The sequence below is a fragment of the Arthrobacter sp. ISL-95 genome (genome assembly GCF_018613695.1).
In the GTDB taxonomy this organism is placed as follows: domain Bacteria; phylum Actinomycetota; class Actinomycetes; order Actinomycetales; family Micrococcaceae; genus Arthrobacter.
The window spans coordinates 63,804-87,765 of the sequence record NZ_JAGGPR010000007.1 but is presented as its reverse complement, the minus strand read 5'-3'; the positions used below and the strand labels follow the sequence as shown (position 1 = coordinate 87,765).

27 protein-coding genes and 3 pseudogenes are annotated in these 23,962 nt (G+C 62.0%); 19 read left to right on the top strand and 11 right to left on the bottom strand.

Annotated features, from left to right (window positions below; all coding sequences use genetic code 11):
• Positions 1-23: 23 nt before the first annotated feature.
• From J7I86_RS11845 to J7I86_RS11830, 4 genes are all read right to left on the bottom strand, one after another.
• On the bottom strand, positions 24-425 hold the full coding sequence (locus J7I86_RS11845) for a MarR family winged helix-turn-helix transcriptional regulator (RefSeq protein WP_214820054.1): 402 nt from the start codon (positions 423-425) through the stop codon (positions 24-26).
• A 190-nt stretch (positions 426-615) separates the two neighbouring features.
• Positions 616-846 carry a DUF2188 domain-containing protein gene (locus tag J7I86_RS23290; protein ID WP_396019872.1) on the bottom strand — a complete coding sequence of 77 codons (231 nt, stop codon included), beginning with the start codon at positions 844-846 and terminating at the stop codon, positions 616-618.
• A gap of 71 nt (positions 847-917) precedes the next feature.
• Positions 918-1,382 carry a DUF4383 domain-containing protein gene (locus J7I86_RS11835; protein WP_214820050.1) on the bottom strand — a complete coding sequence of 155 codons (465 nt, stop codon included), beginning with the start codon at positions 1,380-1,382 and terminating at the stop codon, positions 918-920.
• A 362-nt stretch (positions 1,383-1,744) separates the two neighbouring features.
• Entirely contained in the window at positions 1,745-2,332 is a 588-nt protein-coding gene (locus tag J7I86_RS11830) for a recombinase family protein (RefSeq protein WP_214820048.1), read from the bottom strand.
• A 308-nt stretch (positions 2,333-2,640) separates the two neighbouring features.
• Here J7I86_RS11830 and J7I86_RS11825 point away from each other — a divergent pair, with 308 nt between their 5' ends.
• From J7I86_RS11825 to J7I86_RS11785, 9 genes and pseudogenes are all read left to right on the top strand, one after another.
• The gene (locus tag J7I86_RS11825; protein WP_214820046.1) at positions 2,641-3,903 is read left to right on the top strand and encodes an MFS transporter; all 1,263 of its coding nucleotides are present in this window, start codon (positions 2,641-2,643) and stop codon (positions 3,901-3,903) included.
• The gene (locus J7I86_RS11820) at positions 3,887-4,240 is read left to right on the top strand and encodes a helix-turn-helix transcriptional regulator (RefSeq protein ID WP_214820044.1); all 354 of its coding nucleotides are present in this window, start codon (positions 3,887-3,889) and stop codon (positions 4,238-4,240) included. Before J7I86_RS11825 ends, J7I86_RS11820 begins: the two co-directional genes overlap by 17 nt.
• Positions 4,241-4,267: 27 nt before the next feature.
• Positions 4,268-4,606: a YnfA family protein gene (locus J7I86_RS11815; protein WP_214820042.1), complete on the top strand. Its 339-nt coding sequence runs from the start codon at positions 4,268-4,270 to the stop codon at positions 4,604-4,606.
• A 55-nt stretch (positions 4,607-4,661) separates the two neighbouring features.
• Positions 4,662-4,988 (top strand): helix-turn-helix transcriptional regulator, encoded by a 327-nt coding sequence (locus J7I86_RS11810; RefSeq protein WP_214820040.1) that lies wholly within the window; start codon positions 4,662-4,664, stop codon positions 4,986-4,988.
• Complete coding sequence (locus J7I86_RS11805) at positions 4,985-5,839, top strand: cation transporter (protein ID WP_214820142.1); 855 nt, start codon at positions 4,985-4,987, stop codon at positions 5,837-5,839. The genes J7I86_RS11810 and J7I86_RS11805 overlap by 4 nt, the downstream gene beginning before the upstream one ends.
• A 3-nt stretch (positions 5,840-5,842) precedes the next feature.
• Positions 5,843-6,157 (top strand): DsbA family protein, encoded by a 315-nt coding sequence (locus J7I86_RS11800; RefSeq protein ID WP_214820038.1) that lies wholly within the window; start codon positions 5,843-5,845, stop codon positions 6,155-6,157.
• Between the two features lie 41 nt (positions 6,158-6,198).
• A pseudogene (locus J7I86_RS11795) lies at positions 6,199-6,333 on the top strand (cation transporter); the annotation flags it as partial.
• Positions 6,334-6,387: 54 nt separating this feature from the next.
• Positions 6,388-6,946, top strand: a pseudogene (locus J7I86_RS11790) (DsbA family protein).
• 353 nt (positions 6,947-7,299) lie between these two features.
• On the top strand, positions 7,300-8,520 hold the full coding sequence (locus J7I86_RS11785) for an IS110 family transposase (protein ID WP_214820036.1): 1,221 nt from the start codon (positions 7,300-7,302) through the stop codon (positions 8,518-8,520).
• A gap of 174 nt (positions 8,521-8,694) precedes the next feature.
• Here J7I86_RS11785 and J7I86_RS11780 read toward each other — a convergent pair whose 3' ends face one another.
• On the bottom strand, positions 8,695-9,222 hold the full coding sequence (locus tag J7I86_RS11780; protein WP_286179698.1) for a hypothetical protein: 528 nt from the start codon (positions 9,220-9,222) through the stop codon (positions 8,695-8,697).
• Positions 9,223-9,318: 96 nt separating this feature from the next.
• Here J7I86_RS11780 and J7I86_RS11775 point away from each other — a divergent pair, with 96 nt between their 5' ends.
• From J7I86_RS11775 to nhaA, 7 genes and pseudogenes are all read left to right on the top strand, one after another.
• Positions 9,319-10,713 carry an MFS transporter gene (locus J7I86_RS11775; protein ID WP_214820034.1) on the top strand — a complete coding sequence of 465 codons (1,395 nt, stop codon included), beginning with the start codon at positions 9,319-9,321 and terminating at the stop codon, positions 10,711-10,713.
• Between the two features lie 28 nt (positions 10,714-10,741).
• The gene (locus J7I86_RS11770; protein ID WP_396019869.1) at positions 10,742-11,254 is read left to right on the top strand and encodes an FAD-dependent oxidoreductase; all 513 of its coding nucleotides are present in this window, start codon (positions 10,742-10,744) and stop codon (positions 11,252-11,254) included.
• An 88-nt stretch (positions 11,255-11,342) separates the two neighbouring features.
• Positions 11,343-11,723 (top strand): cupin domain-containing protein, encoded by a 381-nt coding sequence (locus tag J7I86_RS11765; RefSeq protein WP_309476715.1) that lies wholly within the window; start codon positions 11,343-11,345, stop codon positions 11,721-11,723.
• Complete coding sequence (locus J7I86_RS11760; RefSeq protein WP_214820029.1) at positions 11,716-11,973, top strand: hypothetical protein; 258 nt, start codon at positions 11,716-11,718, stop codon at positions 11,971-11,973. Before J7I86_RS11765 ends, J7I86_RS11760 begins: the two co-directional genes overlap by 8 nt.
• 151 nt (positions 11,974-12,124) lie before the next feature.
• Positions 12,125-12,367, top strand: a pseudogene (locus J7I86_RS23115) (aldehyde dehydrogenase family protein); the annotation flags it as partial.
• An 88-nt stretch (positions 12,368-12,455) separates the two neighbouring features.
• A complete protein-coding gene (locus tag J7I86_RS11755; RefSeq protein WP_309476724.1) occupies positions 12,456-13,625 on the top strand; it encodes an aldehyde dehydrogenase family protein in 1,170 nt (389 codons plus the stop codon).
• Positions 13,626-14,003: 378 nt separating this feature from the next.
• A complete protein-coding gene (nhaA, locus tag J7I86_RS11750) occupies positions 14,004-15,347 on the top strand; it encodes a Na+/H+ antiporter NhaA (RefSeq protein WP_214820027.1) in 1,344 nt (447 codons plus the stop codon).
• A gap of 72 nt (positions 15,348-15,419) precedes the next feature.
• Here nhaA and J7I86_RS11745 read toward each other — a convergent pair whose 3' ends face one another.
• Positions 15,420-16,943 (bottom strand): SulP family inorganic anion transporter, encoded by a 1,524-nt coding sequence (locus tag J7I86_RS11745; protein WP_214820025.1) that lies wholly within the window; start codon positions 16,941-16,943, stop codon positions 15,420-15,422.
• A gap of 177 nt (positions 16,944-17,120) precedes the next feature.
• Here J7I86_RS11745 and J7I86_RS11740 point away from each other — a divergent pair, with 177 nt between their 5' ends.
• Positions 17,121-17,501, top strand: a complete 381-nt coding sequence (locus J7I86_RS11740; protein WP_214820023.1) for a MerR family transcriptional regulator — start codon at positions 17,121-17,123, stop codon at positions 17,499-17,501.
• A 79-nt stretch (positions 17,502-17,580) separates the two neighbouring features.
• Here the strand turns inward: J7I86_RS11740 and J7I86_RS11735 are convergent, their stop codons facing one another.
• The 3 genes from J7I86_RS11735 to J7I86_RS11730 are packed head-to-tail and all read right to left on the bottom strand — an operon-like array spanning position 17,581 to position 20,097.
• On the bottom strand, positions 17,581-17,997 hold the full coding sequence (locus tag J7I86_RS11735; protein ID WP_214820021.1) for a hypothetical protein: 417 nt from the start codon (positions 17,995-17,997) through the stop codon (positions 17,581-17,583).
• The gene (locus J7I86_RS22835) at positions 17,994-18,368 is read right to left on the bottom strand and encodes an SGNH hydrolase domain-containing protein (protein WP_396019868.1); all 375 of its coding nucleotides are present in this window, start codon (positions 18,366-18,368) and stop codon (positions 17,994-17,996) included. The genes J7I86_RS11735 and J7I86_RS22835 overlap by 4 nt, the downstream gene beginning before the upstream one ends.
• A 22-nt stretch (positions 18,369-18,390) precedes the next feature.
• Positions 18,391-20,097 (bottom strand): acyltransferase family protein, encoded by a 1,707-nt coding sequence (locus J7I86_RS11730; RefSeq protein ID WP_286179697.1) that lies wholly within the window; start codon positions 20,095-20,097, stop codon positions 18,391-18,393.
• A 118-nt stretch (positions 20,098-20,215) separates the two neighbouring features.
• Here J7I86_RS11730 and J7I86_RS11725 point away from each other — a divergent pair, with 118 nt between their 5' ends.
• Positions 20,216-21,817 (top strand): peptide chain release factor 3, encoded by a 1,602-nt coding sequence (locus tag J7I86_RS11725; RefSeq protein WP_214820019.1) that lies wholly within the window; start codon positions 20,216-20,218, stop codon positions 21,815-21,817.
• A 35-nt stretch (positions 21,818-21,852) separates the two neighbouring features.
• Here J7I86_RS11725 and J7I86_RS23110 read toward each other — a convergent pair whose 3' ends face one another.
• Together J7I86_RS23110 and J7I86_RS23105 are read right to left on the bottom strand one after the other, a co-directional pair.
• Positions 21,853-22,017 (bottom strand): hypothetical protein, encoded by a 165-nt coding sequence (locus J7I86_RS23110; protein WP_309476713.1) that lies wholly within the window; start codon positions 22,015-22,017, stop codon positions 21,853-21,855.
• A 10-nt stretch (positions 22,018-22,027) separates the two neighbouring features.
• Positions 22,028-22,213, bottom strand: a complete 186-nt coding sequence (locus tag J7I86_RS23105) for a MerR family transcriptional regulator (protein ID WP_309476712.1) — start codon at positions 22,211-22,213, stop codon at positions 22,028-22,030.
• A 174-nt stretch (positions 22,214-22,387) separates the two neighbouring features.
• On the opposite strand from J7I86_RS23105, the gene J7I86_RS11715 reads away from it, so the two are divergent.
• Positions 22,388-23,905, top strand: a complete 1,518-nt coding sequence (locus tag J7I86_RS11715; protein ID WP_214820017.1) for a SulP family inorganic anion transporter — start codon at positions 22,388-22,390, stop codon at positions 23,903-23,905.
• The last annotated feature ends 57 nt before the right edge of the window (positions 23,906-23,962 follow it).

The window sequence follows — 23,962 nt, the reverse complement described above, 5'->3', positions numbered from 1 at the left end:
ATTGCCAGTCCAACACGGCGGATTCAGATCAGGGCGGTGCACACGAGTCCTCGGAGTTCGGTCCGGAACCGGTCATCGACCCCGAGTCGGGCGAGGACTTGTCGTTCAGCTTCGTCGATGCGTTCGAGCATTTGGGCACCCCGGTCTGAGAGGGAAACGATCTTTACCCGGCCCTGGCGCAGTTGTTTGATACAGCCCAGAGCCTCAAGCTTTACCAGAGTCTCTCCCAGACTTTGAGCCCGGAGCCCACTGGCCTCAGCGAGTGCTGATTGTGTGCCCGGACCGGTGACCGCGAGCATTTTCAAGGCCGTGGCACCGGCGGAGCTCAGACCGATCGGGTGCAGTACCTCATCCCAGACCCGCTCCGTCGCCCGGGCCGCCACGGACAACAAATGAAGCATGGGCATATTCTCAATGTCCGGCATACCCATCATTATCGGCCGGTTTGCCGGTCGCGGTCCGGGACCCCCGGCATCGGCGTGCCGTCCCTGCGTCCGATAGCCGTTGTCCTCGGGTTCGGTGGCACTGGTGAAATCATCATCTGATCACGGCGATTGAGTGGCCAGGCGGTGATACGTCATGGCTGGCGACAACGTACACACGGTCTCCGACGGCTTATCTGGTGTTCTGAGGTGGGAGGGGTTCGTGTTGGTAGGAGTTCCGCTGAACTATGACACCATCGGGGTTTTTGATGATGTGCTCCACACCGTCGCGCTGGGCTGCTTGTCGGCCTCTTTGCTGTTGTTCCGCCCTGCTCCCTCCAACAGCGAAAGGCGTATCAGTGCCCTGGCGGCGGCTCCTCCACTGGCCCTCTTCGTAGTATGTCTCAACGCTTGGTTTAGCCATCATCAATTTCCTCCGGCAAAGCGGCATTCGAAGGCGGCGGGAACGCCGTAGCGAAATCAGCGTGTCAGCCTTTACCGCTGAGGGGCGGCGCCGGTCCTGTCCGCGGTCCGGCGGCTAAGCACCACGCCCAGGGCGATCATGCCCACACCCAGAATCAGGTGAAGCCAGTTATCAGCGCTGTTGACCGGGACGAAGTTGGCCGCAGACTCCTGATCGATAACCAACCCATAGATCCACAACACTAGATACACGGCTCCTCCACCGATCAGGTAGTTCCGGGATTGGGAGGGGGTTCGCGCCATCAACAGGCCAGCCACACCGAACAGCAGATGCACGATGTTATGCAGGATTGAGACTTGGAAGATGCCCAAAAGGAGTGCTTCCGAATCATGGCCGGCAAAAGCCAGGGAGTCATAGCCGGTGGTAACCCCCGGGATAAACCCGAGGACACCGACGAGAAGGAATACCGCACCAACCACTTGCGCGGCTCGTTGGATGGTGGCGCGGCTCCGGGCGGGGGTTTGGGCAGATGTCATTTTTCTTCTCCTCGGTCAGCCAAGACGTTTCCGGACCCAGAGCGGTACAGACCCGCTGAAAGTTCCGTGATCAGAAAATACCATAAGCAGCCTTACTATTTAAGGACTTCCCCACATCAACTAGGGCTCACGTGACGTTACGTGCGCGTGTCCCAGTTCCTTGAACTGGAACACCCCGGTGGGACACTCCCCCACCGTCCGGAATCTGTCGTTTTCAAAAGTCGACTGCACTCTATTTCGCGCGATCCCGGGGGTGGTGCAGACGAGTATGGACACGGAAATGTCAAAAGTGCCGTGCACGGAACTGCTTTCTGCTTTATAGTCCTCTGCGCCAACAATTCAGCAGTCGCCAGCACCAAACCTCAGGAACTCTGCTTTGAAGCCTCAGTAGTGCCGGCGGCCGGGACCCACCGGTAGAGGGTAGGGACGGAGACGCCGAGGCTGTTGGCAACTTCCCGGGGCGATGTTCCCTGGGTGAGGAGTTTGCGGGCGGAGCGGATCTTGGCTTCCGTCATTATGCGTTTGCGGCCGCCTACCCGTCCTTGTTCCCGCGCGGCCCGGAGTCCGGCTTGGGTACGTTCGACCATGAGTTCCCGTTCCATTTGGGCCAGGGATGCCATGACGTTGAAGAAGAAGCGCCCGGAGACCGTAGTGGTATCGATTGCATCGGTGAGGCTGACGAAGCCTACGCCGCGGTTATTCAGGTCGCCGGCGAATTCCAGGATGTCTTTCACGCTCCGACCCAGACGGTCTAGCTTCCACACCACCAGGGTGTCACCGTCACGCAGGGTGTCCAGCGCCTGGTCGAGTCCGGGGCGTTGGGACGTGGTGCCGCTGATCGTGTCTTCGTAGATTTTGTCGCATCCGGCCTTCTTCAGGGCGCTGATCTGCAGGTCCAAGTTCTGGTCCCGGGTGGAGACCCGGGCGTAGCCGATGCGGTGTGTGGTCATGGAGTGTTTCTCTTCTCAAAACTCAGTTCGGGGCGTTGCTTCCACCGTACCGTTTCGAGAACTATTTGTGAGAACGACGGGCCCTGAACCCCGCTTTTCGTCAGAACGTCGGTTTTCCGCATAAAGGCGCCACTTCACAGCCGCTCGCCACGAACACCACGAACACCACGATTCAAATCAACCTGTTCTTGAAATCCTTCGTTAGTGAGAAGGACGGCGATGCCCGGCGGTATCGGCCCGAATGTCATCCTCTCGGGTTACTCTTTAAGTGCACGTATACGCACATATGCACTGATGAGGAGTTGCTGATGCTGTCGGTTTTGCGGAACGGGACGTACCGGCGCCTGTTCGCCGCGCAGGTGGTGGCGCTGGCAGGAACGGGTCTTTTGACGGTGGCCCTTGGTCTGCTGGCCTATGATCTGGCGGGCAGCAACGCCGGGGCGGTCCTGGGTACGGCGCTGACGGTCAAGATGCTGGCTTACGTGGGTCTGGCGCCGCTGATCACGGCGCTGGTTGCACGGCTGCCGAAGAAGCCGGTGCTGATCGGGGCGGACCTGATTCGGGCTGCCATGGCGCTGTGCCTGCCTTTTATCACGGAGACCTGGCAGATCTACGTCGTGACCTTCGTGCTGCAGTCCGCCTCGGCCACCTTCACCCCGGCATTCCAGTCACTGATCCCCACGATCCTGAAAGACGGGCGGGACTACACCCACGCGCTGTCGCTGTCCCGGCTGGCCTATGACATGGAGGCGCTGGTTAGCCCGGCGGCCGCGGCGCTGCTTTTGACCGTTCTGAGCTACAACAAGCTGTTCCTGGGTACCGTTGCCGGGTTCCTCTTCTCGGCGTTCATGGTCGCCGTCACGGCACTGCCCAGGACTCCTGCACCGGCCGGACCACAGGCGTCGTTGTGGCACAGGGCCACCCTAGGGGCGCGGATCTTCTGGCGCGACCGGCGGCTGCGGTCGCTGCTGGCCCTGAACCTGGTCGTCGCCGCACCCACCGCCCTGATACTGGTCAACACCGTAATCTACGTCCGCGACGTGTTGCACCGTCCGGACACGGATCTGGCCCTGGCCCTGGCATGTTTCGGCGTCGGGTCAATGCTCGTCGCTTTGTCCGCGCCGCGGATCCTGGACCGGTTCGGGGACCGGGCGGTGATGCTTACCGGCGCAGCCGTAATCCCGCTGGCCCTCGCAGGTGCCGCGGCGGTGACGTTCCTGGCGTCCCCGGACACCGGGTGGTGGCTGCTGCTGACACTGTGGGCCATTCTCGGTGCCGCGAATTCGACCATCCTCACGCCCTCCGCCCGGCTGCTGCGTGATGCCTCCGATGAGCACACCAGACCATACGTTTTCACGGCCCAGTTCTCCCTCTCCCACGCCTGCTACATCCTCACCTACCCCCTCGCGGGCTGGGTCGGCGCGCAGGCCGGACTGGGCTGGGCCGCACTGGTCTTGGCAATCATTGCGATAATCGGCAGTGCAGGAGCATTCCTGTCCTGGCCACGGCGCTCACCCGCGCCGGGCATTGCATCCGCCTCACCGAAGGAACCCGTTGAGCACAGCCGATGAACAACCGTCCCTGGTCCATCCGGTCACACCCGGACCGGAGCATCTGGCGGCGGCCAGCGAAACGCTGCGGATGCTCGCTGAACCCACCCGCCTTCACCTGCTGTGGCAACTGAGTGCGGGCCCGCGAACCGTCACGGAGCTGACGGACGCTTCCGGGGTGCCCCGCACCGTGGTCAGCCAGCACTTGGCGAAGCTCCGCCTGAGCGGTCTGGTTGATACCCGCAAGAATGGCCGGCACATCATTTATACCCTTCGGGACGGGCACCTCATCAGGCTCATTCACGAAGCCATCAACCACGCAGACCACGTTGTCACCGGAGAGGCCCGGCACGGATAAGCAGCCGGGCCCTGCAATGATGAATCCGTGACTATCGCTAAAACCATCATGCTGTTCGTCCTGGCCGCAGCGGCCGAGATCGGCGGGGCGTGGCTCGTGTGGCAGGCAGTCCGCGAGGGTAAGGACTGGTGGTGGGCCGGACTCGGAGTGCTAGCACTGGGCATCTACGGCTTCGCCGCGACCCTGCAGCCCGACGCCAACTTCGGCCGGATCCTTGCCGCTTACGGAGGCGTTTTCGTTGCCGGCTCCCTGGCCTGGGGCGTAGTCTTCGACGGCTTCCTGCCCGACCGGTGGGACATCACCGGCTCGGTGATCTGCCTGCTCGGAGTGGCCGTGATCATGTTCGCGCCGCGGAACGCCGGCTGATCCCCGCTTTCAATACACAATTGCGTGAATACACCTAGAGCTGTACTTTAGTTTTATGGAAACCCTCACCCACGCCCCGGTGCTGGCCCGCTTCGGCTACGCTGTCTCGGATCCGACCCGGGCACGGATCCTCCTGGCGCTGGCCACCGATTCCGCCTACCCCTCGGATCTGGCCGTTTCCCTCGGGGTCTCACGGCAGAGTATGTCCAACCACCTGACCTGTCTTCGCGGCTGCGGTCTGGTGGTGGCTGTCCCGGATGGCCGGCGGAGCCGGTACGAACTCGCCGACGCCCGACTTGGCCACGCCATCACCGACTTGCTCAGCGTGGTGCTGGCCGTTGACCCCGCCTGCTGCGCTCCGGACGGGTCATGCCTGGTATGACCACGGCACTGCAGAGTACCCTCACCGCCTCCCGGCGCGCCGTCCTGAGTCGGCGGATCCGGCTGTTCGCGGCCGCGACCATCACCTATAACATCGTCGAGGCCGTCGTGGCCCTTTGGGCCGGGAATGTCGCGGACTCCTCGGCGCTGATCGGTTTTGGACTCGACTCGGTGATCGAGGTCGCGTCCGCACTCGCCCTGTCGTGGCAGTTCTCCGCCAAGGACCCCGAACGGCGCGAACACCTGACCCTGCGGATCATTGCCTTCTCCTTCTTCGCCCTCGCGGCGTTCGTCACGGTGGATTCCGTTCGGTCCCTGACCGGCGGCGGCGAAGCGCAGCACTCGACACCGGGCATCGTAATCGCGACCCTGAGCCTGGCCATCATGCCGGTACTTTCCTGGCTTCAGCGCCGGGCCGGACGGGAACTCGGATCCAAGACCGCGGTAGCGGACTCCAAGCAGACCCTGCTGTGCACCTACCTCTCCGCGGTTTTGCTGGTAGGACTGGTGCTGAACAGCACGTTGGGCTGGTGGTGGGCAGACGCCGGCGCAGCCCTGATCATCGCGGTGATCGCCGTCCGCGAAGGCATCAACGCCTGGCGCGGCGATGTCTGCTGCACCGTCCCGCACAGCCACGACCTGCCCGCCGCCGTAACGGACGATTGCTGCGCTATCGCTGAAACGCACGCAGACGTGAGCCAGGACGAAAGCCAAACAGGCCCTGACCCGCGCACAACCCCGAAGCTGGACGCTGAGTCGGCCGAGGCGCGCGGCTGCTGCGAAGGCTGTGGTTCGGATTCAAGTCCGGAGCCAAAGACGCGCAACCTCTCGCTGGGGCCCAGGGACGGCTGAGCCATGGACTACGAACTGCGCACCATCCCTGGCTGCCCGAACAGCGGGCCGGCCCTGGAACTGTTCCGTCAGGCCCTGGCAGCCGAAGGACGAGACGCTGGGGACCTCCTCGTGCGCGAGGTTACCTCCGAGGCCGAGGCCGAGGCACTGAATTTCCACGGTTCACCATCGTTCATAGTGAACGGGCAGGACTTGTTCCCCGCCCTGTCAGCCCCGGCCCTGAGCTGCCGCGTATACGCCTCGGAGGACACCATGGCCCGGCTTCCCTCGACCGGGTTGCTCCGCGCCGCCGTGCGTGGGAGTGCCGCAGAGGCATGAGGACCAGCAGTCCGGGCCGGACAGCCCGCGCGTCTCCAGGTATGACCGACGGGCACGCCACCATGCTGACGGACCAGCAGCGCTGCGTGGCCGAACACTTCGACGTCAGCGTCGAACACTCCACTTTCCAGATCGAACCAGCCGCCCACCGCGACCAGGAAAGCTTGCCGCACTGATGACACAGCACAACAACAGCGCCCGCCCCGAAACCAGCCGACACTGCAAGAAAAATCCGCGCGGCCATCTGGATCCTACTGGCTGCCATCGTCGCGGCAGGCCTGATCTGGTACGCGGTCTTCACCTCGACCAAGCCGACACCTCCGGCGGCACAGCCCGCAGCGGATGCGCAGCTGGTCCGTGAAGACAGCCACCGGGTGACGTCCCCGACAACCGAGAAAGCGCAGCTGGTGGAATTCCTGGACTTCGAATGCGAGTCTTGCCGTGCCGCCGAACCCCTCGTGCAGGAGCTGAAAAAGGAATACGGGGACCGGATCACCTTCGTCAACCGAGATGTACGCCAAAATGTTCAAAACCCAGCCGCAGTGGGGCGAAAGACAAGACTCCAAGGCAGCCGTGCTCAGAACTTTCGCCCAGGACCTGGGATTGGACATGAGCGCCTACGACGCAGCCGTGGCCGATGACAAGACCAAAGACCGGATCCGCAAAGACGTCACAGACGGCACCGCCCTGGGCGTGACCGGCACCCCCACCTTCTTTCTCAACGGCGAGAAACTCATCCTAAACAGCGAGCAGGAATTCCGGCAGAAGCTCAGCGAAGCCGCCAAATAGCGGCCCAACCCAAAATCCAGCAGTGCAACGACTTCTGAAACCAACGGGTGACCCCTTGGCCGCCCGTCAGCCGGTCCGTTTACGAACACACAATCGCAGTGCAGTCGGCTTCTGATGGTGATGGTGTTATTAGGTCGTGGGGCGGCGTGACTCTACTTCTGACTGACGTTTCCTGAAACTGTCTTTTGAATGATCCGTCCGCCGCGCCACGGTCTGTAACAGACGTGTCGGCCAGGCGGACATGACTTCATAGGAGCTTGACGAGAAGTCCCATCACCGTCTTGTCTGCCCACCTGGTCGACGCGAGCCCCATCACAACGCTGCTGCGCGGAAGTCGAGGAGCCAGTTCCATCATGACAAATGACCTCATCAGAGTCATCGCCGGTGTCGATACTCATGCCGATACCCACCATGTAGCCCTAATTAGTCAGCATGGGACACATCTGGCCGACGAGAAATTCGTGGCCACCGGATCCGGCTACCGGGCCATCATTGGGTACATCACCCAGTTCGGGCCAGTCATCGCCGTCGGAATCGAAGGCACCGGCAGTTACGGAGCCGGGCTGGCCCGCGTTCTGGCCATAGAAGGCTTTGAGGTCGTAGAGGTCAACCGGACCAACCGGCAGTCCCGCCGGTTGCGCGGAAAGTCCGACCCGCTCGACGCATACCAGGCCGCCGAATCGGTATTGGCCGGACGAGGCACATCAACACCAAAAGCGCGGGACGGATATGTCGAGGCCTTGCGTGTCCTGCGGACGGCAAGGACAAGCGCGATCAAGGACAGGACTGCTGTGCTGACGCAGATCAGCGGCATCCTGGTGGCCGCGCCGGAGGCCATACGTGCCAAATACCGGGCCCAAACAACACCCGCACGGCTGAAAGCGATGGCTGCCTTGCGCCCGGACAGCGACACAGCTGACCCTGCCGTGGCAACAGCGATCACGCTCAAGAGACTGGCCCGTCGCCACCAGCACCTCACCACCGAAACCGAAGACTGCGACACCGATCTGGCCCGGATCATCAGCGAGAACGCGCCGGCTCTTACCCACGTCACCGGCGTCGGCACCGCCGTGAGCCAGCTACTGGTCACCATCGGCGACAACCCCGAACGCCTCGGCAGCGAAGCCCAATTCGCAGCCCTTGCCGGTGTTGCCCCGATCCCCGCTTCCTCAGGGAAAACAACCCGCCATCGCCTCTCCCGTGGCGGCGATAGAGCCGCGAACGCCGCGATCCACCACATCGTGCTGGCACGCATGTGCACCGACCAGCGCACCAAGGACTACGTCGCCAAACGCACAAAGGACGGCAAGAGCAAACGCGAGATCATGCGCTGCCTCAAGCGCTACGTCGCCCGAGAAATCTATCGGGTGCTGCAAAACCCCAGGCCTGCTCCCGCCACCAACGACCTGCGACCACGGCGGCTGGCGCTTCACATCACCCAGGCCGCAGCCGCCCAGCACTTCAGCGTTTGGCCCACCGCCATCTCGCGCATAGAACGCGGCACCTCCCGGGAACACGACCTTGCCAGCCGCTACCGCGTATGGCTGGACGAACAATCCCAGACCAGCGCTTGACAACTATAGGAGCATCATTCAGTACAGTCAGCTTTTGAAGATGACAAGAATCCGCCGGGATCCAGCGCAACATTGAATGTCCCGCAGGTAGTCCCAAAAGTCCTGCGGCAAGCCGCTGTTGCTGAGATAACTTTCGGTACGGTTCACCCCATGGAGATCGGATACGCGAGGATCTCAACGACGAAGCAGGACTTCGGCCGGCCCGTCATATCCCTCAAGCAAGGCCAGCGCACCATCGCGGGACCGCCCGTACACATCGCCCTTAACGGCCCTGGCATCCAGCACCAATAGCCCAACCATCTGGCTTTGGGAAACATTTTGACGAACGTGCTGCTGCTCTGGCATCGCCGAGAAGACATACACCGCGCGCCGCGGGATTGCCAGCGGGCGAGCCCGGTTGAACATGCGGGCCATCGGCCGGCAACGTGATGGCGAGATGGTGACGCGCCCGTGGCGCCTCACCTGTTCCAGGAGTGCCGCGCTCCGGGTCAAATGCCACAGGCTGCCGGTTTCGCTGAGTGCTTCTCCCTTATTGACCGGCCTGTACCCATTCACCGTGGACAGCAATACCCAATGGAGGGCGACTACGCCGACCAAAAGGGACAAGTGCCACAAGACCGATCCCCACCCGTCAATTTGCATCGTCACCAGGGCGACGTATAGACCCGGCACACAAATCAGCACGTAGATCAGGATCCCCAAAACTGTTGGCCAGGTGCGGCGGAAACGCTGACGACGTGATTCTGGTGCAAGCCTCAGCCGGCAAGGGTCCTACCAAAACAGAAAGCAAGGTCCCTCATGGAAACAAGTAAGAAGATGGGCTGGGGCTACGGCCTAGGTTCGATGATGCGGGTAGGAGAGAACCTCTTCGGCTTCTATCTCATTTATTACTTATCCACGGTCGCTGGTATCAGCCCGGCAGTGGCAGGGGCGATCGGCGGATCGGCACTCTTGGTCGGAGCCATCGCCAGCCCCGTCATCGGCTACTTCTCCGACAGGAGCCGATCACGCTTTGGCAGGCGCCGGCCATTCATGATCAGCACCGTGGTCCCAGCGATGGTCCTTCTGACTCTGCTCTTCACCAGCGTCGATCTCGGTGAAGCCACCGGAATCTACTACCTCGTTATCGCGCTGCTGTTCGCCCTCACCTACTACGCATTCCTCGTTCCCTACGATGCCCTGGGGGCATCGTTGACGACGGACTACAACCAGCGCACAACCATCCGCAGCATTTGTACCGCCATCCTGTATGTCTCAGTTCTAGTAGGCGGAACCATGGTGGTACAGGTTCAAGCGGCCCTAAACGGTCTCATGTCACAGACAACAGCGTGGTCCGTCGCTGTCATTCTCTGCTGCGCAGTCCCCGGCGCCTTGTTCGGAGTGATCGCTTGGCGGGTGACCCGCAGCAGGGAGACCGCGACTGTGACGCACGCAGCTTCTGTCGAATCCACACCACAGTCCATTCGCTCCGCCTTGAGCGTCTTTACGATCCAGCCCGTTTGGGCGGTTCTCATATGGGGTTTGGTCTACTTCTTCGCCAACGCGGTTCTGGCTGGCTCCCTGATCTATCTGGGTGTTTTTGTCCTCGGGCTGTCAGAGGGTGTGGCCTCGACTCTCTTCGTCGTCTCCACCGTCACTACGCTAATCGCAGTCATTCCCGGGAATATGCTGGCCAAGAAAGTCGGCAAGCGCACGGCGGTCTTTATCGGCATGGGCGTGTTCGTGGCCGCCAGCCTCACCATGCTGGTCGTGGGCTTGGAAGGCTACCTCGCCGGTGCCGTCATTACAGCCGCTTTCGGTGTCTGCAACTCCTTGGTTCTCAGCTGCAGCTACGCGATGATCTACGATCTCCGGGAAGTGACTCAATTGCGGCTCGGCGAGGACAAAACTGCTGTGATTCTGGGATGGTTCAGCCTTGTCATCGGCGCCTCGGGGGCCTTCGCTGCGATGACCATCGGCGCGGTTCTCCAGACTGTCGGATTCGATCCAACCGCTGAACCAACCCCGCTGGTTATCGACGCCATCGTGGCTCTGCAAACCTGGGTGCCGGCGGGAATCATGCTCCTCTCGGGCGCTGCCCTGCTGTTCTGGAACATCAATGCGAGGTCGCATGCCCAGATGGCCCAGGAACTCCAGCTTCGTTCGGACGCCGTAGAACCGGTGACAGCGAACCCACAACCATCCGATCTGTAACGAACACCGACCACCCCGCACGCTCCCGGTGCCATACCCCCGGGACTCACGCGCCGACCGTTCAGGCGGTCAGGCACCACTCTGGGCCGGACGCTTTGGGATCACGGACTCCGCACGACAGTTCCATTACTACCGAAAAACCAAAGACAACCGCGTGCTCTTCGGAGGATACGACGCCGTTTACCACCGGGGCGGTCACGTTCTCAGCGAGTACGACCAAAGGGAACAAACTTTCGAGCTGCTCGCAGACCACTTCTTCACGACCTTTCCCCAACTTGACGTCAAGTTCACCCACGCCTGGGGCGGGGCGATAGATATGTGCACCCGACTCACGGCCTTCCAGGGACGTGCTTTCGGTGGAAAGGTCGCCTACAGCGCCGGATTCACCGGTCTGGGCGTCGCGTCCACACGCTTCGGAGCCAAAGTGATGCTCGATCTTCTCAGCGGCGAGGAAACTGAACTGACCGGCCTGAAACTCGTACGGTCAAAGCCAATACCGTGCCCCCGGAGCCTCTCGCCTATCCCCTCATCCAGATTATGAGACGCGCCATCGAAAGATCGGACGCCAACAACGTGAAGGACGGGCTCCTCATCAAAGCAGCGGAAGCCGTCGGCATCGGGTTCGACTCATGAGTAGGTTATCTGCCGGGATGCATGTCAATGCAAACACCCATGCCCTCGACCATCAGCCCGTTGAACCTTGGCAGCAAATTGATCCGGCTGCGACAACAGGCAGCCGAGTACTGGATGTTTGCTTCGGAGCCGAACTAGGCCTCTGGGAAATGTCAGCAGGACGCATGAAGGATATAGAAGCTGACGAGGTATTCGTCGTGCTCAGCGGATCCGGAACGCTAGAGTTCGTCTCCCCCTCGTTGCCATCCATCGAACTCCAAACGGGCTCCGTAGTCAGGCTCACCGAGGGCATGCGTACCCGCTGGACAATGAGAGATTCACCGCTTCGAAAGCTATACATTCTGTCTGCAAAAGAAGACGGTGACGACAGTGACTGAACTTGCATATCTCGACGCCATCTCGATCGAAGCGCTCTCAGGGGCCTACGACGCGGGGCTGGTTACTGTCGATGACTGGGCTTCCCTCCCGGGCCGGCAAGCCGAGATCCGCTACGGGAACTTACTCGTCTGCGCCGGGGTAGTGGACGCTGTCATGCCTGACGGATCAATCCTGTGGATTGTCCCCGACGCTGGCACACGCCGGCTATTCGAGAAGGCCGACGCATTCGAAGCCTGGGCACAGAAATAGTTCACGACAGGCCGTCGACAATCTCTCCATGACTGTCTCATCCCAGGCAGCTACCTAAGTCTTCAGCAGCAGCACACCACAACGGCCGCAACCCCAACGCGCGCAGCAGCAGAATACTGTCGCGACCGCCCCCCAACAGAAAGCAGGAGTAGTGAGCCAGTACATTAACGGCAAGCTCGTCGAAGGCACCACCGGTGAAAGAGTTGACGTCATCGATCCATCCAACGGGACCGTGGTGGACACCCTCACCATGGCGGGCAGCGACGACGTCAAGCTGGCCGTCCAGGCCGCCCGCGACGCTTTCCTGGCTTGGTCCCGCGCCACTCCGGCCGAACGCTCCGCCGTGCTGACCAAGTTCGTTGCGCTCATGGAAGAGCGCGCCGAGGAATTCGCACAACTCGAATCCCGACAGGCCGGCAAGCCCATCCGCCTGACCCGCGAATTCGACGTCCCCGGAACCCGAATTCGACGTCCCCGGAACCATCGACAACATCGCGTTCTTCGCAGGCGCCGCCCGAAACCTCGAAGGCAAAGCCACTGCCGAATACTCCGCGGACCACACCTCCTCCATCCGCCGCGAGGCGATCGGCGTCATCGCCTCCATCTCACCGTGGAACTACCCGCTGCAGATGGCCGCCTGGAAGATCCTGCCCGCCATCGCCGCCGGCAACACCATCCTCCTTAAACCTGCCGAGATCACCCCGTTGACCTCCCTGCTGTTCGCCGAAGTGGCGACCCAAGCGGGACTGCCGGCCGGCGTCGTAAATATCCTGACCGGCCGCGGCTCCACGGTCGGCGCCGAACTGCTCCGCCACCCTGACGTTGACATGCTTTCCTTCACCGGTTCCACCGGCGTGGGCCGCACGGTCCTTGACGCCGCCGCAACTACCGCCAAGCGCGTCCACTTGGAACTCGGCGGCAAGGCACCCTTCGTGGTGTTCGACGACGCCGACCTGAAAGCCGCCATCCACGGCGCCGTGGCCGGATCCCTGATCAACACCGGACAGGACTGCACGGCGGCAACCCGCGCGATCGTGCACCGCTCGCTCTACGAACAATTCATCTCCGGGATCGCTGATCTCTACGCCAACGTCAAACTTGGCCCCACCCAGGACCCAAATACCGATCTTGGCCCGCTCGTCTCCGAAACTCACCGGGACAAGGTAGCGGAGATGGTGGAGCGCGCCCGCGGCTACGCCCGGGTCTTCGGCGGCGGGATACCCGACGGCGACCTCGCCTCCGGCTCCTACTACCGACCCACCTTGGTGGCGGACGCCACGTCAGACAGCGAGATCTTCCGTGATGAAGTCTTTGGCCCGGTCCTCGCGGTTACCCCTTTCGACACTGATGATGAAGCGATCAAACTCGCCAATGACACCCCGTACGGCCTTGCCGCGTCGGCCTGGACCAAGGACGTCTACCGCGCCCTCCGCGCCACCCGCGAAATCCGCGCAGGAGCAGTCTGGGTCAACGACCACATCCCGATCATCAGTGAAATGCCCCACGGCGGATTCAAGGAATCCGGTTTCGGCAAGGACATGTCCACCTACTCCTTCGACGAATACACCGTGGTCAAGCACGTCATGTTCGATCTCACCGGCGTTGCCGCCAAGCCTTGGCACCGCACCATCTTCTCTGCAGGTGAAGGATAGCCGGGACTCGCATCGCACCAAGCCACATTTTGGGTAGCCTCTACCAACGAGGATGGCACTTGCTGGCCGCGGATCAATCATTTACAGGGTTTCGGGACGTCTCTTCTCGCCGTCAGCGCAGATGAACGAGGCTTTCTTCATTTGCGCTGACTTCGCCGAGCCACTGGTGTTCACGTGCTTCAGTGAGGCTACCTTCACTGGGCCTTGTCAAGCTCGGGTGGCTAACTCGCGGGGATTACGGTGCGGTGAGGAGGGTGCGTATATGCCGACGAGAAGTACTGCGCCTGCTGAGATGATGTGCTCGGTAGACTGAGTGAAGGTGCGCCGGGAAGTCTGGTCGGCATAGTTTTGTCGACCCAACGCATAGGACACCTTTTTATGAGTAAGAACCCCTCCGGCCAGCCCCTTTTCTCCATTCTTGGACGCGGAAGCTACTCCGAGTCGCTTCGCATTGGCGCGATCCTCCGGAAGGAAACTGTGGGCGGCGCGTTGCTGGTTGCCGGCGCGCTCATTGCGCTCATCTGGGCCAACTCCCCTGCTGCGGAGAGCTACTTCGCTTTAGGGGACTTCAAGATCGGTTACGAGCCGTGGCATCTGGAACTGAGCCTGGGCGCGTGGGCGGCCGATGGCCTTCTGGCCATCTTCTTCTTCCTGGTGGGCCTGGAGCTCAAACGCGAATTCGTGGCCGGGGACCTACGCCAGTTCAGCAAGTCAGTGGTCCCCATTGCCGCGGCAGCGGGCGGCGTGGTCATTCCGGCGGTCATCTATGCCGTCATCAACGCTTCCAGCCCGGAAGCCTTGCGCGGCTGGGCGATTCCCACAGCCACCGACATCGCTTTCGCTGTGGCCGTGCTTGCGATAATTGGTTCCCATCTGCCGAGCGCCCTGCGGATCTTCCTGCTGACTTTGGCCGTGGTGGATGACTTGATCGCCATCACCATCATCGCTGTCTTCTACACCACCGACATCCAGATAACTCCACTGCTGTTCGCCCTGATCCCGCTGGCAGCTTATACGTTCCTGGCCCAAAGGTACCGCCGTTTCTTCGGAACCAAACCGATCGCTGCGTGGCTGATCTTGCTGCCCCTCGGCATTATTGTGTGGGCCCTGGTCCATGCCTCGGGTATTCACGCTACGGTTGCAGGCGTGCTTCTCGGGTTCGCGATCCCTGTTATCCGTTCCAAAGCAAGCGGTGGACCCGAAGCGGGCCCCGGACTTTCGGAGATCTTCGAGCATCGGTTCCGGCCCATTTCCGCCGGTATCGCGGTGCCGGTCTTCGCGTTCTTCTCCGCGGGCGTCGCCATCGGAGGATGGGACGGTCTGGGTTCGGCGCTGACGGATTCCGTGGCCATAGGTATCATTCTTGCGCTTGTTTTGGGTAAGCCGGTGGGCATTCTTGGGACGATGTGGGTCCTCACCAAAGTCACCAGGGCGTCCTTGGACAAGTCCTTTAAGTGGATCGATGTTGCGGGTGTTTCCCTTCTGGCCGGTATCGGCTTTACTGTTTCCCTGTTGGTGGCCGAACTGAGCTTCGGGCAGGGCAGCATCCACGATGATCACGCGAAGGTCGGAATTCTGGCCGCTTCCCTGATCGCAGCAATTCTGGCATCCATCGTGTTAAGTACCCGGAACCGGCAGTACCGCATCGCCGAAGCCGAAGAAGCAGTCGATTCCGACGAAGACGGCATCCCGGACGTCTACCAGCAAGAGCACCGCCCCTGAACTCCTTCCCTGTTTTAGAACGAAGCGGGCCCCTTCCCATCGGAAAGGGACCCGCTTATTGGGAGCAGAGGGTTAGTGGCCTGCGCCGAGTTTCCCGCCGAGGCGCTGACGCATGAGAACGCTGGCGTCGTTGAGTCCAACGATAGTCACGTCTTTGCCGTGCCGATGGTACTTTTCCGTTATGGAATCCAGGGCCGCGATCGTGGAGGCGTCCCAGAGATGGGAGGCGTGCATGTCGATGACGACTTTCTCAGGGTCGTGGGCGTATTCGAACTGGGTGTAGAGGTCGTTAGAGGAGGCGAAGAACAGTTCTCCGTCCACCACATAGGTCGCTGTCTCGACGCCGTTGATGGTCTTGATGGTGCGTTCGACGGTGACGAAGTGCGCTACCCGGCGGGCGAACATCACCATGGCCACGATCACGCCAACGCCCACGCCGATGGCGAGATTGTGGGTGGCGACAACGACGGCGACTGTGGCGACCATGACGGTGGTTTCGCTTTTGGGCATCATTTTCAGGGTGCGGGGGTTGATGCTGTGCCAGTCGAAGGTGGCCCAGGAAACGAAGATCATTACCGCGACCAGGGCGGCCATGGGGATCAGCGAGACGATGTCGCCGAGTGCGACGACGAGGATGAGCAGGAAAACGCCGGCGAGGAAGGTGGAGATGCGGGTGCGGGCGCCGGAGGCTTTGACGTTGATCATGGTCTGACCGATCATGGCGCAGCCGCCCATGCCGCCGGTAAAGCCTGTAACGATGTTCGCCACACCTTGTCCCCAGGCTTCGCGGGTCTTGTGGGATCGGGTGTCGGTGACGTCATCGACGAGCTTGGCTGTCATCAGGGATTCGAGGAGACCTACGAAAGCCATGGCGAGGGCAAACGGGAAGATGACCTGCAGGGTCTCGAGGCTGAACGGAACATTGGGGATGAACAGCGTCGGCAGCGAGCTGGGCAGTTCCCCTTTATCGCCGACGGTGGGGACGGCCACGGATGCCAGGACGGTGATGAGGGTCAGCACGACGATCGCTACCAGTGGTGCCGGGACGGCTTTGGTGAGCTTGGGAAGGCCGAAGACAATGACCAGACCGAGCACCACGAGGGGGTAGACGAGCCACGGTACGCCGAGGAGTTCCGGGACCTGAGACATGAAGATCAGGATGGCAAGGGCGTTGACGAATCCGACCATGACAGAGCGGGGAATGAACCGCATGAGTTTCGCAACCCCGGACAAGCCCAGGATGATCTGGAAGATACCAGCCAGGATCACGGCGGCGATGAAATAGTCCACACCGTGGGACTTCACCAGCGGGGCAATCACCAGGGCGATCGCGCCGGTCGCCGCTGAGATCATGGCGGGCCGGCCACCGACAAAGGCGATCGTAACGGCCATCGTGAAGGACGCAAACAGCCCGATCCGGGGATCCACGCCGGCGATGATCGAGAAAGCGATCGCCTCCGGGATCAGCGCCAGGGCAACGACAAGCCCGGCGAGGACCTCAGTCTTGAGACGGCGTGGGGACTTCAGGGTTTCCCGAACAGACTGCAGCTGCTCCGGGGTATACGCCGGGGCGTCCGTGGCGGTTTTGACGGCCATTGCTGGTTCCATTCATGGTCGTGAAGACACGGCGGTGCCTTCGGTTTTTCGAAGAAGGTCGGGGGCGTTGAGGCGCCCTGTGCGGGCTGCAGGAACTAGGCTTTAAGTTCGAACCCGCACTGAATTCTACCCTAACGTCGTGGTAGAGTTTGTGCCCAGCCCATGATGGAGGTCTTCATGACGGAACGGACCAGCAGCCGCACGATGCATATTGGAGAACTTGCTGAAAGGACCGGGCTGTCTCTGCGGACCATCCGTCACTATGACGAGGTGGGGTTGCTTCCGGCCACGAGCCGCACGGAGGGTGGCTTCCGTGTCTACGCGGTGAACGATGTAGAACGCCTGACGTTGATCAAGCAGATGAAACCTTTGGGTTTCACCCTTGAGGAGATGGCTGAAATTCTGGGCATTCTGGCGGACCAGGACTCGGCGAACGGCCGAGTGGGGGCGGCCCGGCTTTCTGAGTTCATGGACCAGGCCACCGCGCAGAGGGCCAAGATGGCCCGGAACCTTGCGCAGGCTGATGAGTTTATTGAGTTGATGGGCAAGAGCGTCTGAGGCTGTGAGTGCGTGCCGGGAGAAAGTTGACTCCTCTGCCCGGCGCGCACTCAGGGTTCCAGGGCTTTGTCCGGCTCCGTTAGGCGTTGAGCCAGGTGTATCGGGAGACGAGCGCGTGGACCAGGGTGTTTTTGGATCTCTGTTGCTCGGTCGTGACCACCGGCCGTCGTTGAAGGGCCTCAGCGAACAGGCCGAGCCGGATCCGGTATCGCCCGGCGCTTTCGGACGCCGGGAAACGGCCAAGTGTTTCCACGACACGGACCATGTCGCGCATCTCCTCGAGACGGAAGTTCAGCACGCTCATGGCGTTGAGAATTTCCAACAACGGGGTTTGCTCCATGCTGAAAAGGGGACCATCCACAGGATCGTGTTCGATGGGTTTGATGATCCTTAGAGCGACCAAATGCCGGATGGAATCGGCAGGAATACTAGCGGCTTCCGCGGCGCCGCCGAGGTCGAGCAGGTTATTGTGGGAAACGGTCTCAGGGGATTTCACTCTGGCTCCTTGACTTCGGTTAATGGAGGTGACGCCGGGTGTTTTTGGGCCGGGCCTCCGCTGCCCCACCCGGTGGCGGCCAGCACACCACGCTCCATGGCAGGCCTCATGGTTTCGACGTAGCTTTTGTTGAGGTGGTCGTGGTCGCGGTAGACGTAGACATTTCCCACCACGGCCGGGCAGGCGGTGGCGGTGCAGATGCTGTCAGTGAGGTCCACGGAATGCAGCAGAGGTTCGCGCGCTGACAGTTCATCCAGGGGATTCCCTGTGAGCAGGACCTCGGATCGGGCGGGATTGCATTCAGCGGAATTCTGGCCATAAAGCCCGACGCAGGCGAACATGTGGAACGGAAACCGCGGGTTGTCGCGCACCGCCACGACTTCGATGCCGGCCTCAAGGAAGGGCCGAATGCCTTCCTCGTATCCGGGGACAAGCCCTTCCCGGGGTTTTTCCTGGGTAGCTCAGGGTTCCATGGGTCAGCACAGCGTCCGGACCGAGGGCAAGGACGTACTCTTTGGCGGCATCATTCCGGTCGTTGCACTCTTGATTGCGCGCGGACGAATCGGCGCCGTACCGGCACGCGTTCTTCAGCAGGGAGATGAGTCTCCAATTGTTCTCACGGGCTATGGGAACCAAGGCTGGCATGAGCTGTTGTGCATGCGAGTCGCCGATCACGACGATGGTTTTGGCGACGCCGGCGTCGGGCTCGATCTGCTGGCAGGACTCCAGCGCTGAACTTATGGGAGCATAGCCGGGGATGCAGGCCGGCCCAGCCGTTCCCCATTCCTCATCCAGTGCCGTTTCAGCCGGGATAAGCGGCGCCTCGGGCAGGTCCTGCAGGGCGAAGTCCGGTTCCAGCGCAGCGGCGCCGGGGTTAAGGCGCGTTGCCTGTGTTTGGAGTTCTCGTTCAGTAAGTCCTATACGGGTTTCCCAGCCGCCCAAGGGGATGGCAACGGCGATCGTCAGGGCGATCGTGATCCCGGCGCTGCGGCGTTTACGCCGGTTCATCCAGCCCCATGAACGTAGGGGCCGTTCCACCAGCCAGGTGGTCAGCCAGGCGAGGAGGGCTGAGACCCCAATAATCAAGCAACCCGCCACCGCCGTGACTTCGCCCGTCTCGGCAAGGACCAGGTAGCCGATCAGTATTGGCCAGTGCCACAGGTACAAGGCGTAGGAGATCCCACCGAGTCGGCGCACCGGCGTGGCGGTCAGAAACCTGTCTGCTCCCATGCGATGGCCGGTCCGGGCTGCGGTGATGACCATGGCCGCGCCCAGAGTCGGGATGAGGGCTACCCAGCCGGGAAACTGGTTGTCCACCTGGATTGCTGCGCCGCAGAGGAGGATCGCCGCCAGGCCCACCCATCCCAGGACAACCCGCAGGACTTTTCCTGGTCGAAGCCAGGGAAGCGCTAGGGCCAGCAACGATCCCAGAGCGAATTCCCACAGCCGGGCTCGGGTGTCGAAGTAGGCAAAGGACTGGTTGGCCGCTGTTTCCTGGATTGAAAACGTCAGTGAGAGAGCGAAGACCGTCCCGAACAAGATGGTGGCGAGGGTCCGGAATGATGCCCCTGTCAGGCGAGCAGCAGCCTGTGTCCCCAGCAGCAGGAGGGGCCAGAGGATGAAAACCTGACCCTGAATCGATAGTGACCAAAAGTGCTGGAAGGGGCTTGCAGTGGCTGCTTGGGCGGCGTGGTAATCCACGGCACCAAACGCCATCGCCCAATTCTGCACGTAGAACAACGACGCCCATGCATGGTCAATCAGTTCTCCCCAGCGGACCTGCGGGAAAAAGGCAGCCCCTGCAGCCAAAGTGGCCAGCAGCACAATCACCGCTGGCGGAACCAGTCGACTGAAAACCCTCACCCAGTACCGCCGCAGCGCGAACGGTTCCCCGGAACCCACCCGTTCCGTGAAGGACACCGTGAGCAGGAATGCCGAGACCAGCAGGAAGACGTCGACACCACCGGAAACCCGGCCGAGCCAGACGTGATAGAGAACGACGATGAGCAGGGCGACGGCACGCAGCCCTTCGACCTCGGGCCGGAAGCGCGTTCGGACCCTCGGCTCAGCAGCCTGCGCTGCTTGGGTGGTGATCGTCAAAATACTCCCTGCATGGCCGGTCCGGGTGAAAGGCTCCGCCTTATACTCTAACCTAACGTTAGGGTAGGGTGTAACCGGTGTTGACGTACCGCCCCCCAAAGAGCAAGGAAAGGCCGAAATGACCAGGACGCTAACCATCGCCACCGTGAACGGCCCGGCAGTCCTTGATGAGGCGGACCGGCGGCGGACGTTCGCGGTCATCTCCCATCCCGATGCCGGGAAGTCGACTCTGACTGAGTCCCTGGCGCTCTATTCCAGTGTGATCAAAGATGCCGGCGTCACGCATGGTAAGTCCAGTCGGCATGGGACGGTGTCGGACTGGATGGGCATGGAGCAGGAGCGGGGTATCTCGGTTAGCTCCGCCGCGCTTCAACTGAGCCACCGCGGCGCCGTTCTGAATGTCGTTGATACTCCGGGTCACGCAGACTTTTCGGAGGATAGCTATCGGGTTCTTGCCGCTGTGGACTTCGCGGTGATGCTGATTGATGCCGCCAAGGGTTTTGAGCCCCAAACTCTCAAGCTCCTGGCCGTGTGCCGGCGCCGTGGTCTTCCGATCATTACGGTGATTAATAAGTGGGACCGGCCCGGGCTTGAAGCCCTGGATCTGATCGACGGCATAGAGGAACAGACCGGAATGGCTGCCGTGCCGTTGACCTGGCCCACCGGGAAGGCAGGTGACTTCCATGGGCTTCTTGACCTGCGCCGCCACGAGGCGGTGAGTCTCGAAGCGGTCCGGGGCGGGGCATTGCCCTGCAGGGAGCGGACCACCGCCCTTTCCGAGCTGCCTGACGGTCCGGGCCTGCAGTGGGCGGCGGCACTGGAGGAGGCTGACCTTGTGCAGGCCACCAACGGAGGATTTGACCGGGCAGCTTTTCATGGGGCGAAGCAGACCCCGGTTTTGTTCACCGCTGCGGCCAAGAACTTCGGGGTTCGGCAGCTGCTCGATGTGCTCGCCGATCTTGGCCCGGGCCCCTCGGCACGGCGCACAACCGACGGCGGGCACCAGCCGGTGGACGCCGGCTTCTCCGGATTCGTTTTCAAAGTCCAATCCGGACAGGACGCTGCGCACCGCGATCACATCGCTTTTCTGCGGGTCTGTTCAGGGGTGTTCGAGCGCGGCATGATTTTGACCAACGCCCGCCTGGGCAGGCCATTCGCTACAAAGTACGCCCACCGCGTCATTGGCCGCAGCCGGGAAGTCCTCGACCTGGCCTGGCCCGGGGACATCGTGGGACTCGTCAACGCCGCCAGCCTGCGCGTTGGCGACAGCCTCTCCGCGGAGGGCGAGGTCCGATTCCCGGAAATACCGCACTTTGCTCCGGAACTCTTTTCCGTGGCCCGGGCCGTGGATCCGGGCCGGTACAAACAGTTCCGGCGCGGCATTACCGGGCTCGAACACGAAGGGGTCGTCCAGGTTCTGCGCTCGGACCGGCGCGGGGACCAGGCACCCGTTCTGGCAGCCGTGGGCGCTTTGCAGTTCGAAGTGGCCCAAGAGCGCATGGCCAAGGAGTTCCACGCTCCGGCAACCTTTGAGCCCTTGCCTTATACCCTGGCCATGAGGCTGGGCGCCGCAAGCACCCGCCCACCCGAAACCTTCCTCGGAGGCGAAATCATGCACCGCTCCGACGGTGAGAACCTGGTACTTTTTACCGACCGCTGGAAACTGGAGCACTTCCGCAGGGATAACCCCGGCCTGGAACTCACCACGATCGGCTCCTGATACCAAAAGGCCGGGCTGGCAACCTCAGGGTATGGTCAGCTGGCCATCCTGTCGGTGATCACGGCAATGAACTCATCCGCCCGCCCCAGGTCCGAGGCCAGAGCGTCCCTTCTGGACAGGGCCTCACGCAGCATCGATTCAAGGTCAGCCTTGACGGCCTCCACACCCAAATGGGTGCCGGATGTCAGGATCCCAAGCATTTCCGCGATTTCATCCAGGCCGAAGCCCAGGGACCTTGACCTGCCGGATCAGGAGCAAGCGCTCGTAATCCTCCTCGGAGTACACCCGGAAACCACCCTCGGTCCGGGCGCTTGGATGGAGAAGACCCACTCGATCGTAGTGCCTGATGGTCCGCAGTGACAGGGCGGTACGGTGGGCCAGTTCCCCAATGTGCACAGTCTTCCTCCCGGCTGGTTACGGCTACTGATTGGAAGTCTACCATTACGTTAGAGTACAGTTGGAGTCAGGCCTAAGGGTCTCCCTACTCTTACCGGGCGCGACGCGGCGCCCACCCACCACTTGCACCGTCGGGGCATTCGCCTGCCCCATAACCCCATGAATGGAGCCCGCATGACTGTTGCCGCCCACGCGCCAACCCTGACACCGGAGCAACGCCAGTCCGTCTGGCGAACGCTTCGGTCCCCCCGTCTGCTCCGCACCGAGGTCCTCGCCGGGCTTGTCGTCGCCCTGGCCCTGATTCCGGAGGCCATCGCATTCTCCCTGATCGCCGGCGTCGACCCGCGGGTGGGATTGTTCGCCTCGTTTACGATGGCGGTGTCCATCGCGTTCCTGGGCGGGCGCCCGGCGATGATTTCCGCGGCCACCGCCGCCACGGCGCTTGTCATCGCACCCCTGGTGAAGTCCCACGGCATCGACTACTTCATCGCCGCCGTCATCCTCGCCGGCATCTTCCAGATCATCCTGGGCCTGCTGGGGGTTGCGAAACTGATGCGCTTCATCCCGCGCTCGGTCATGGTCGGATTCGTCAACGCCCTGGCCATCCTGATCTTCACCTCCCAGCTCCCGGAGCTGATCGGGGTGCCATGGATGGTCTACCCGCTGGTCGCCGTCGGACTTGTCATCATTTTCCTGCTGCCCCGGATCACCAAAGTGGTCCCGGCGCCCCTGGTCGCCATCGTGGTCCTGACCGCCGTCGCCATTCTGTTCGCCATCAACGTTCCCACCGTGGGCGGCAAGGGTGAGCTGCCTGACAGCCTCCCGTCCCTGTTCTTCCCGAATGTTCCGCTGAACTTTGAGACCTTCCAGATCATCGCCCCGTTCGCGGCCGGCATGGCCGTGGTGGGACTGATGGAATCACTGATGACCGCCAAACTGGTCGATGACGTGACCGACACGCACTCATTCAAGACCCGTGAGTCCTGGGGACAGGGCGTCGCGAACGTCATCTCAGGCTTCTTCGGCGGCATGGGCGGCTGTACCATGGTGGGCCAGACCATGATCAACGTCAAAGCCTCCGGCGCCCGGACCAGGATCTCAACGTTCCTCGCCGGCGTCTTCGTCCTGATCCTGGTCGTAGCCCTGGGCGACATCGTGGCCCTGATCCCGATGGCCGCCCTGGTCGCGGTGATGATCTTCGTCTCGATCGCCACCTTCGACTGGCACAGCATCCGCATCAGTACCCTCAAGCGGATGCCCAAGAGTGAAACCACCGTCATGGTCGCGACCGTCATTCTCACGGTCGCCACCCACAACCTCGCCGTCGGCGTGATCTTCGGTGTCATCGTAGCCATGGTGGCGTTCGCCCGCCGGGTGGCGCACTTCATGAGCGTAGAGCGCACCATCGAGGAGCACTTCGGGGAAACCTTCGCCAAATACAAGGTCAGCGGCGAGCTGTTCTTCGCCTCCTCCAACGACCTGTACATGCAGTTCGAATACGCCGAGGACCCCGACCGGATCGTCATCGATCTCTACGATTCCCACTTGTGGGATGCTTCCACCATCGCGGCGCTTGATTCCATCGCCGCCAAGTACCGCCACTACGGAAAAGAGGTCGAAGTTGAAGGGCTCAACTCCGCCAGCGCCGCCATCCGCGAACGCCTCGGCGGGATGCTCAGCGGCGCCCACTGACCCCGCAACCCTCACCGCACCCATCACTGCCCGCCGCCCCGTCACGGGTGGCGGGCA

Coding starts and splice junctions, on each gene's coding strand:
- J7I86_RS11825 (WP_214820046.1), top strand. CDS start 2,641: ATGCTGTCGGTTTTGCGGAACGGGACGTACCGGCGCCTGTTCGCCGCG.
- J7I86_RS11765 (WP_309476715.1), top strand. CDS start 11,343: ATGAGTAGGTTATCTGCCGGGATGCATGTCAATGCAAACACCCATGCC.
- J7I86_RS11835 (WP_214820050.1), bottom strand. CDS start 1,382: ATGACATCTGCCCAAACCCCCGCCCGGAGCCGCGCCACCATCCAACGA.
- nhaA (WP_214820027.1), top strand. CDS start 14,004: ATGAGTAAGAACCCCTCCGGCCAGCCCCTTTTCTCCATTCTTGGACGC.
- J7I86_RS11845 (WP_214820054.1), bottom strand. CDS start 425: ATGCCGGACATTGAGAATATGCCCATGCTTCATTTGTTGTCCGTGGCG.
- J7I86_RS11800 (WP_214820038.1), top strand. CDS start 5,843: ATGGACTACGAACTGCGCACCATCCCTGGCTGCCCGAACAGCGGGCCG.
- J7I86_RS11740 (WP_214820023.1), top strand. CDS start 17,121: ATGACGGAACGGACCAGCAGCCGCACGATGCATATTGGAGAACTTGCT.
- J7I86_RS11745 (WP_214820025.1), bottom strand. CDS start 16,943: ATGGCCGTCAAAACCGCCACGGACGCCCCGGCGTATACCCCGGAGCAG.
- J7I86_RS11785 (WP_214820036.1), top strand. CDS start 7,300: ATGACAAATGACCTCATCAGAGTCATCGCCGGTGTCGATACTCATGCC.
- J7I86_RS11830 (WP_214820048.1), bottom strand. CDS start 2,332: ATGACCACACACCGCATCGGCTACGCCCGGGTCTCCACCCGGGACCAG.
- J7I86_RS11805 (WP_214820142.1), top strand. CDS start 4,985: ATGACCACGGCACTGCAGAGTACCCTCACCGCCTCCCGGCGCGCCGTC.
- J7I86_RS23110 (WP_309476713.1), bottom strand. CDS start 22,017: ATGCTTGGGATCCTGACATCCGGCACCCATTTGGGTGTGGAGGCCGTC.
- J7I86_RS11810 (WP_214820040.1), top strand. CDS start 4,662: ATGGAAACCCTCACCCACGCCCCGGTGCTGGCCCGCTTCGGCTACGCT.
- J7I86_RS11725 (WP_214820019.1), top strand. CDS start 20,216: ATGACCAGGACGCTAACCATCGCCACCGTGAACGGCCCGGCAGTCCTT.
- J7I86_RS23290 (WP_396019872.1), bottom strand. CDS start 846: ATGGCTAAACCAAGCGTTGAGACATACTACGAAGAGGGCCAGTGGAGG.
- J7I86_RS11715 (WP_214820017.1), top strand. CDS start 22,388: ATGACTGTTGCCGCCCACGCGCCAACCCTGACACCGGAGCAACGCCAG.
- J7I86_RS11775 (WP_214820034.1), top strand. CDS start 9,319: ATGGAAACAAGTAAGAAGATGGGCTGGGGCTACGGCCTAGGTTCGATG.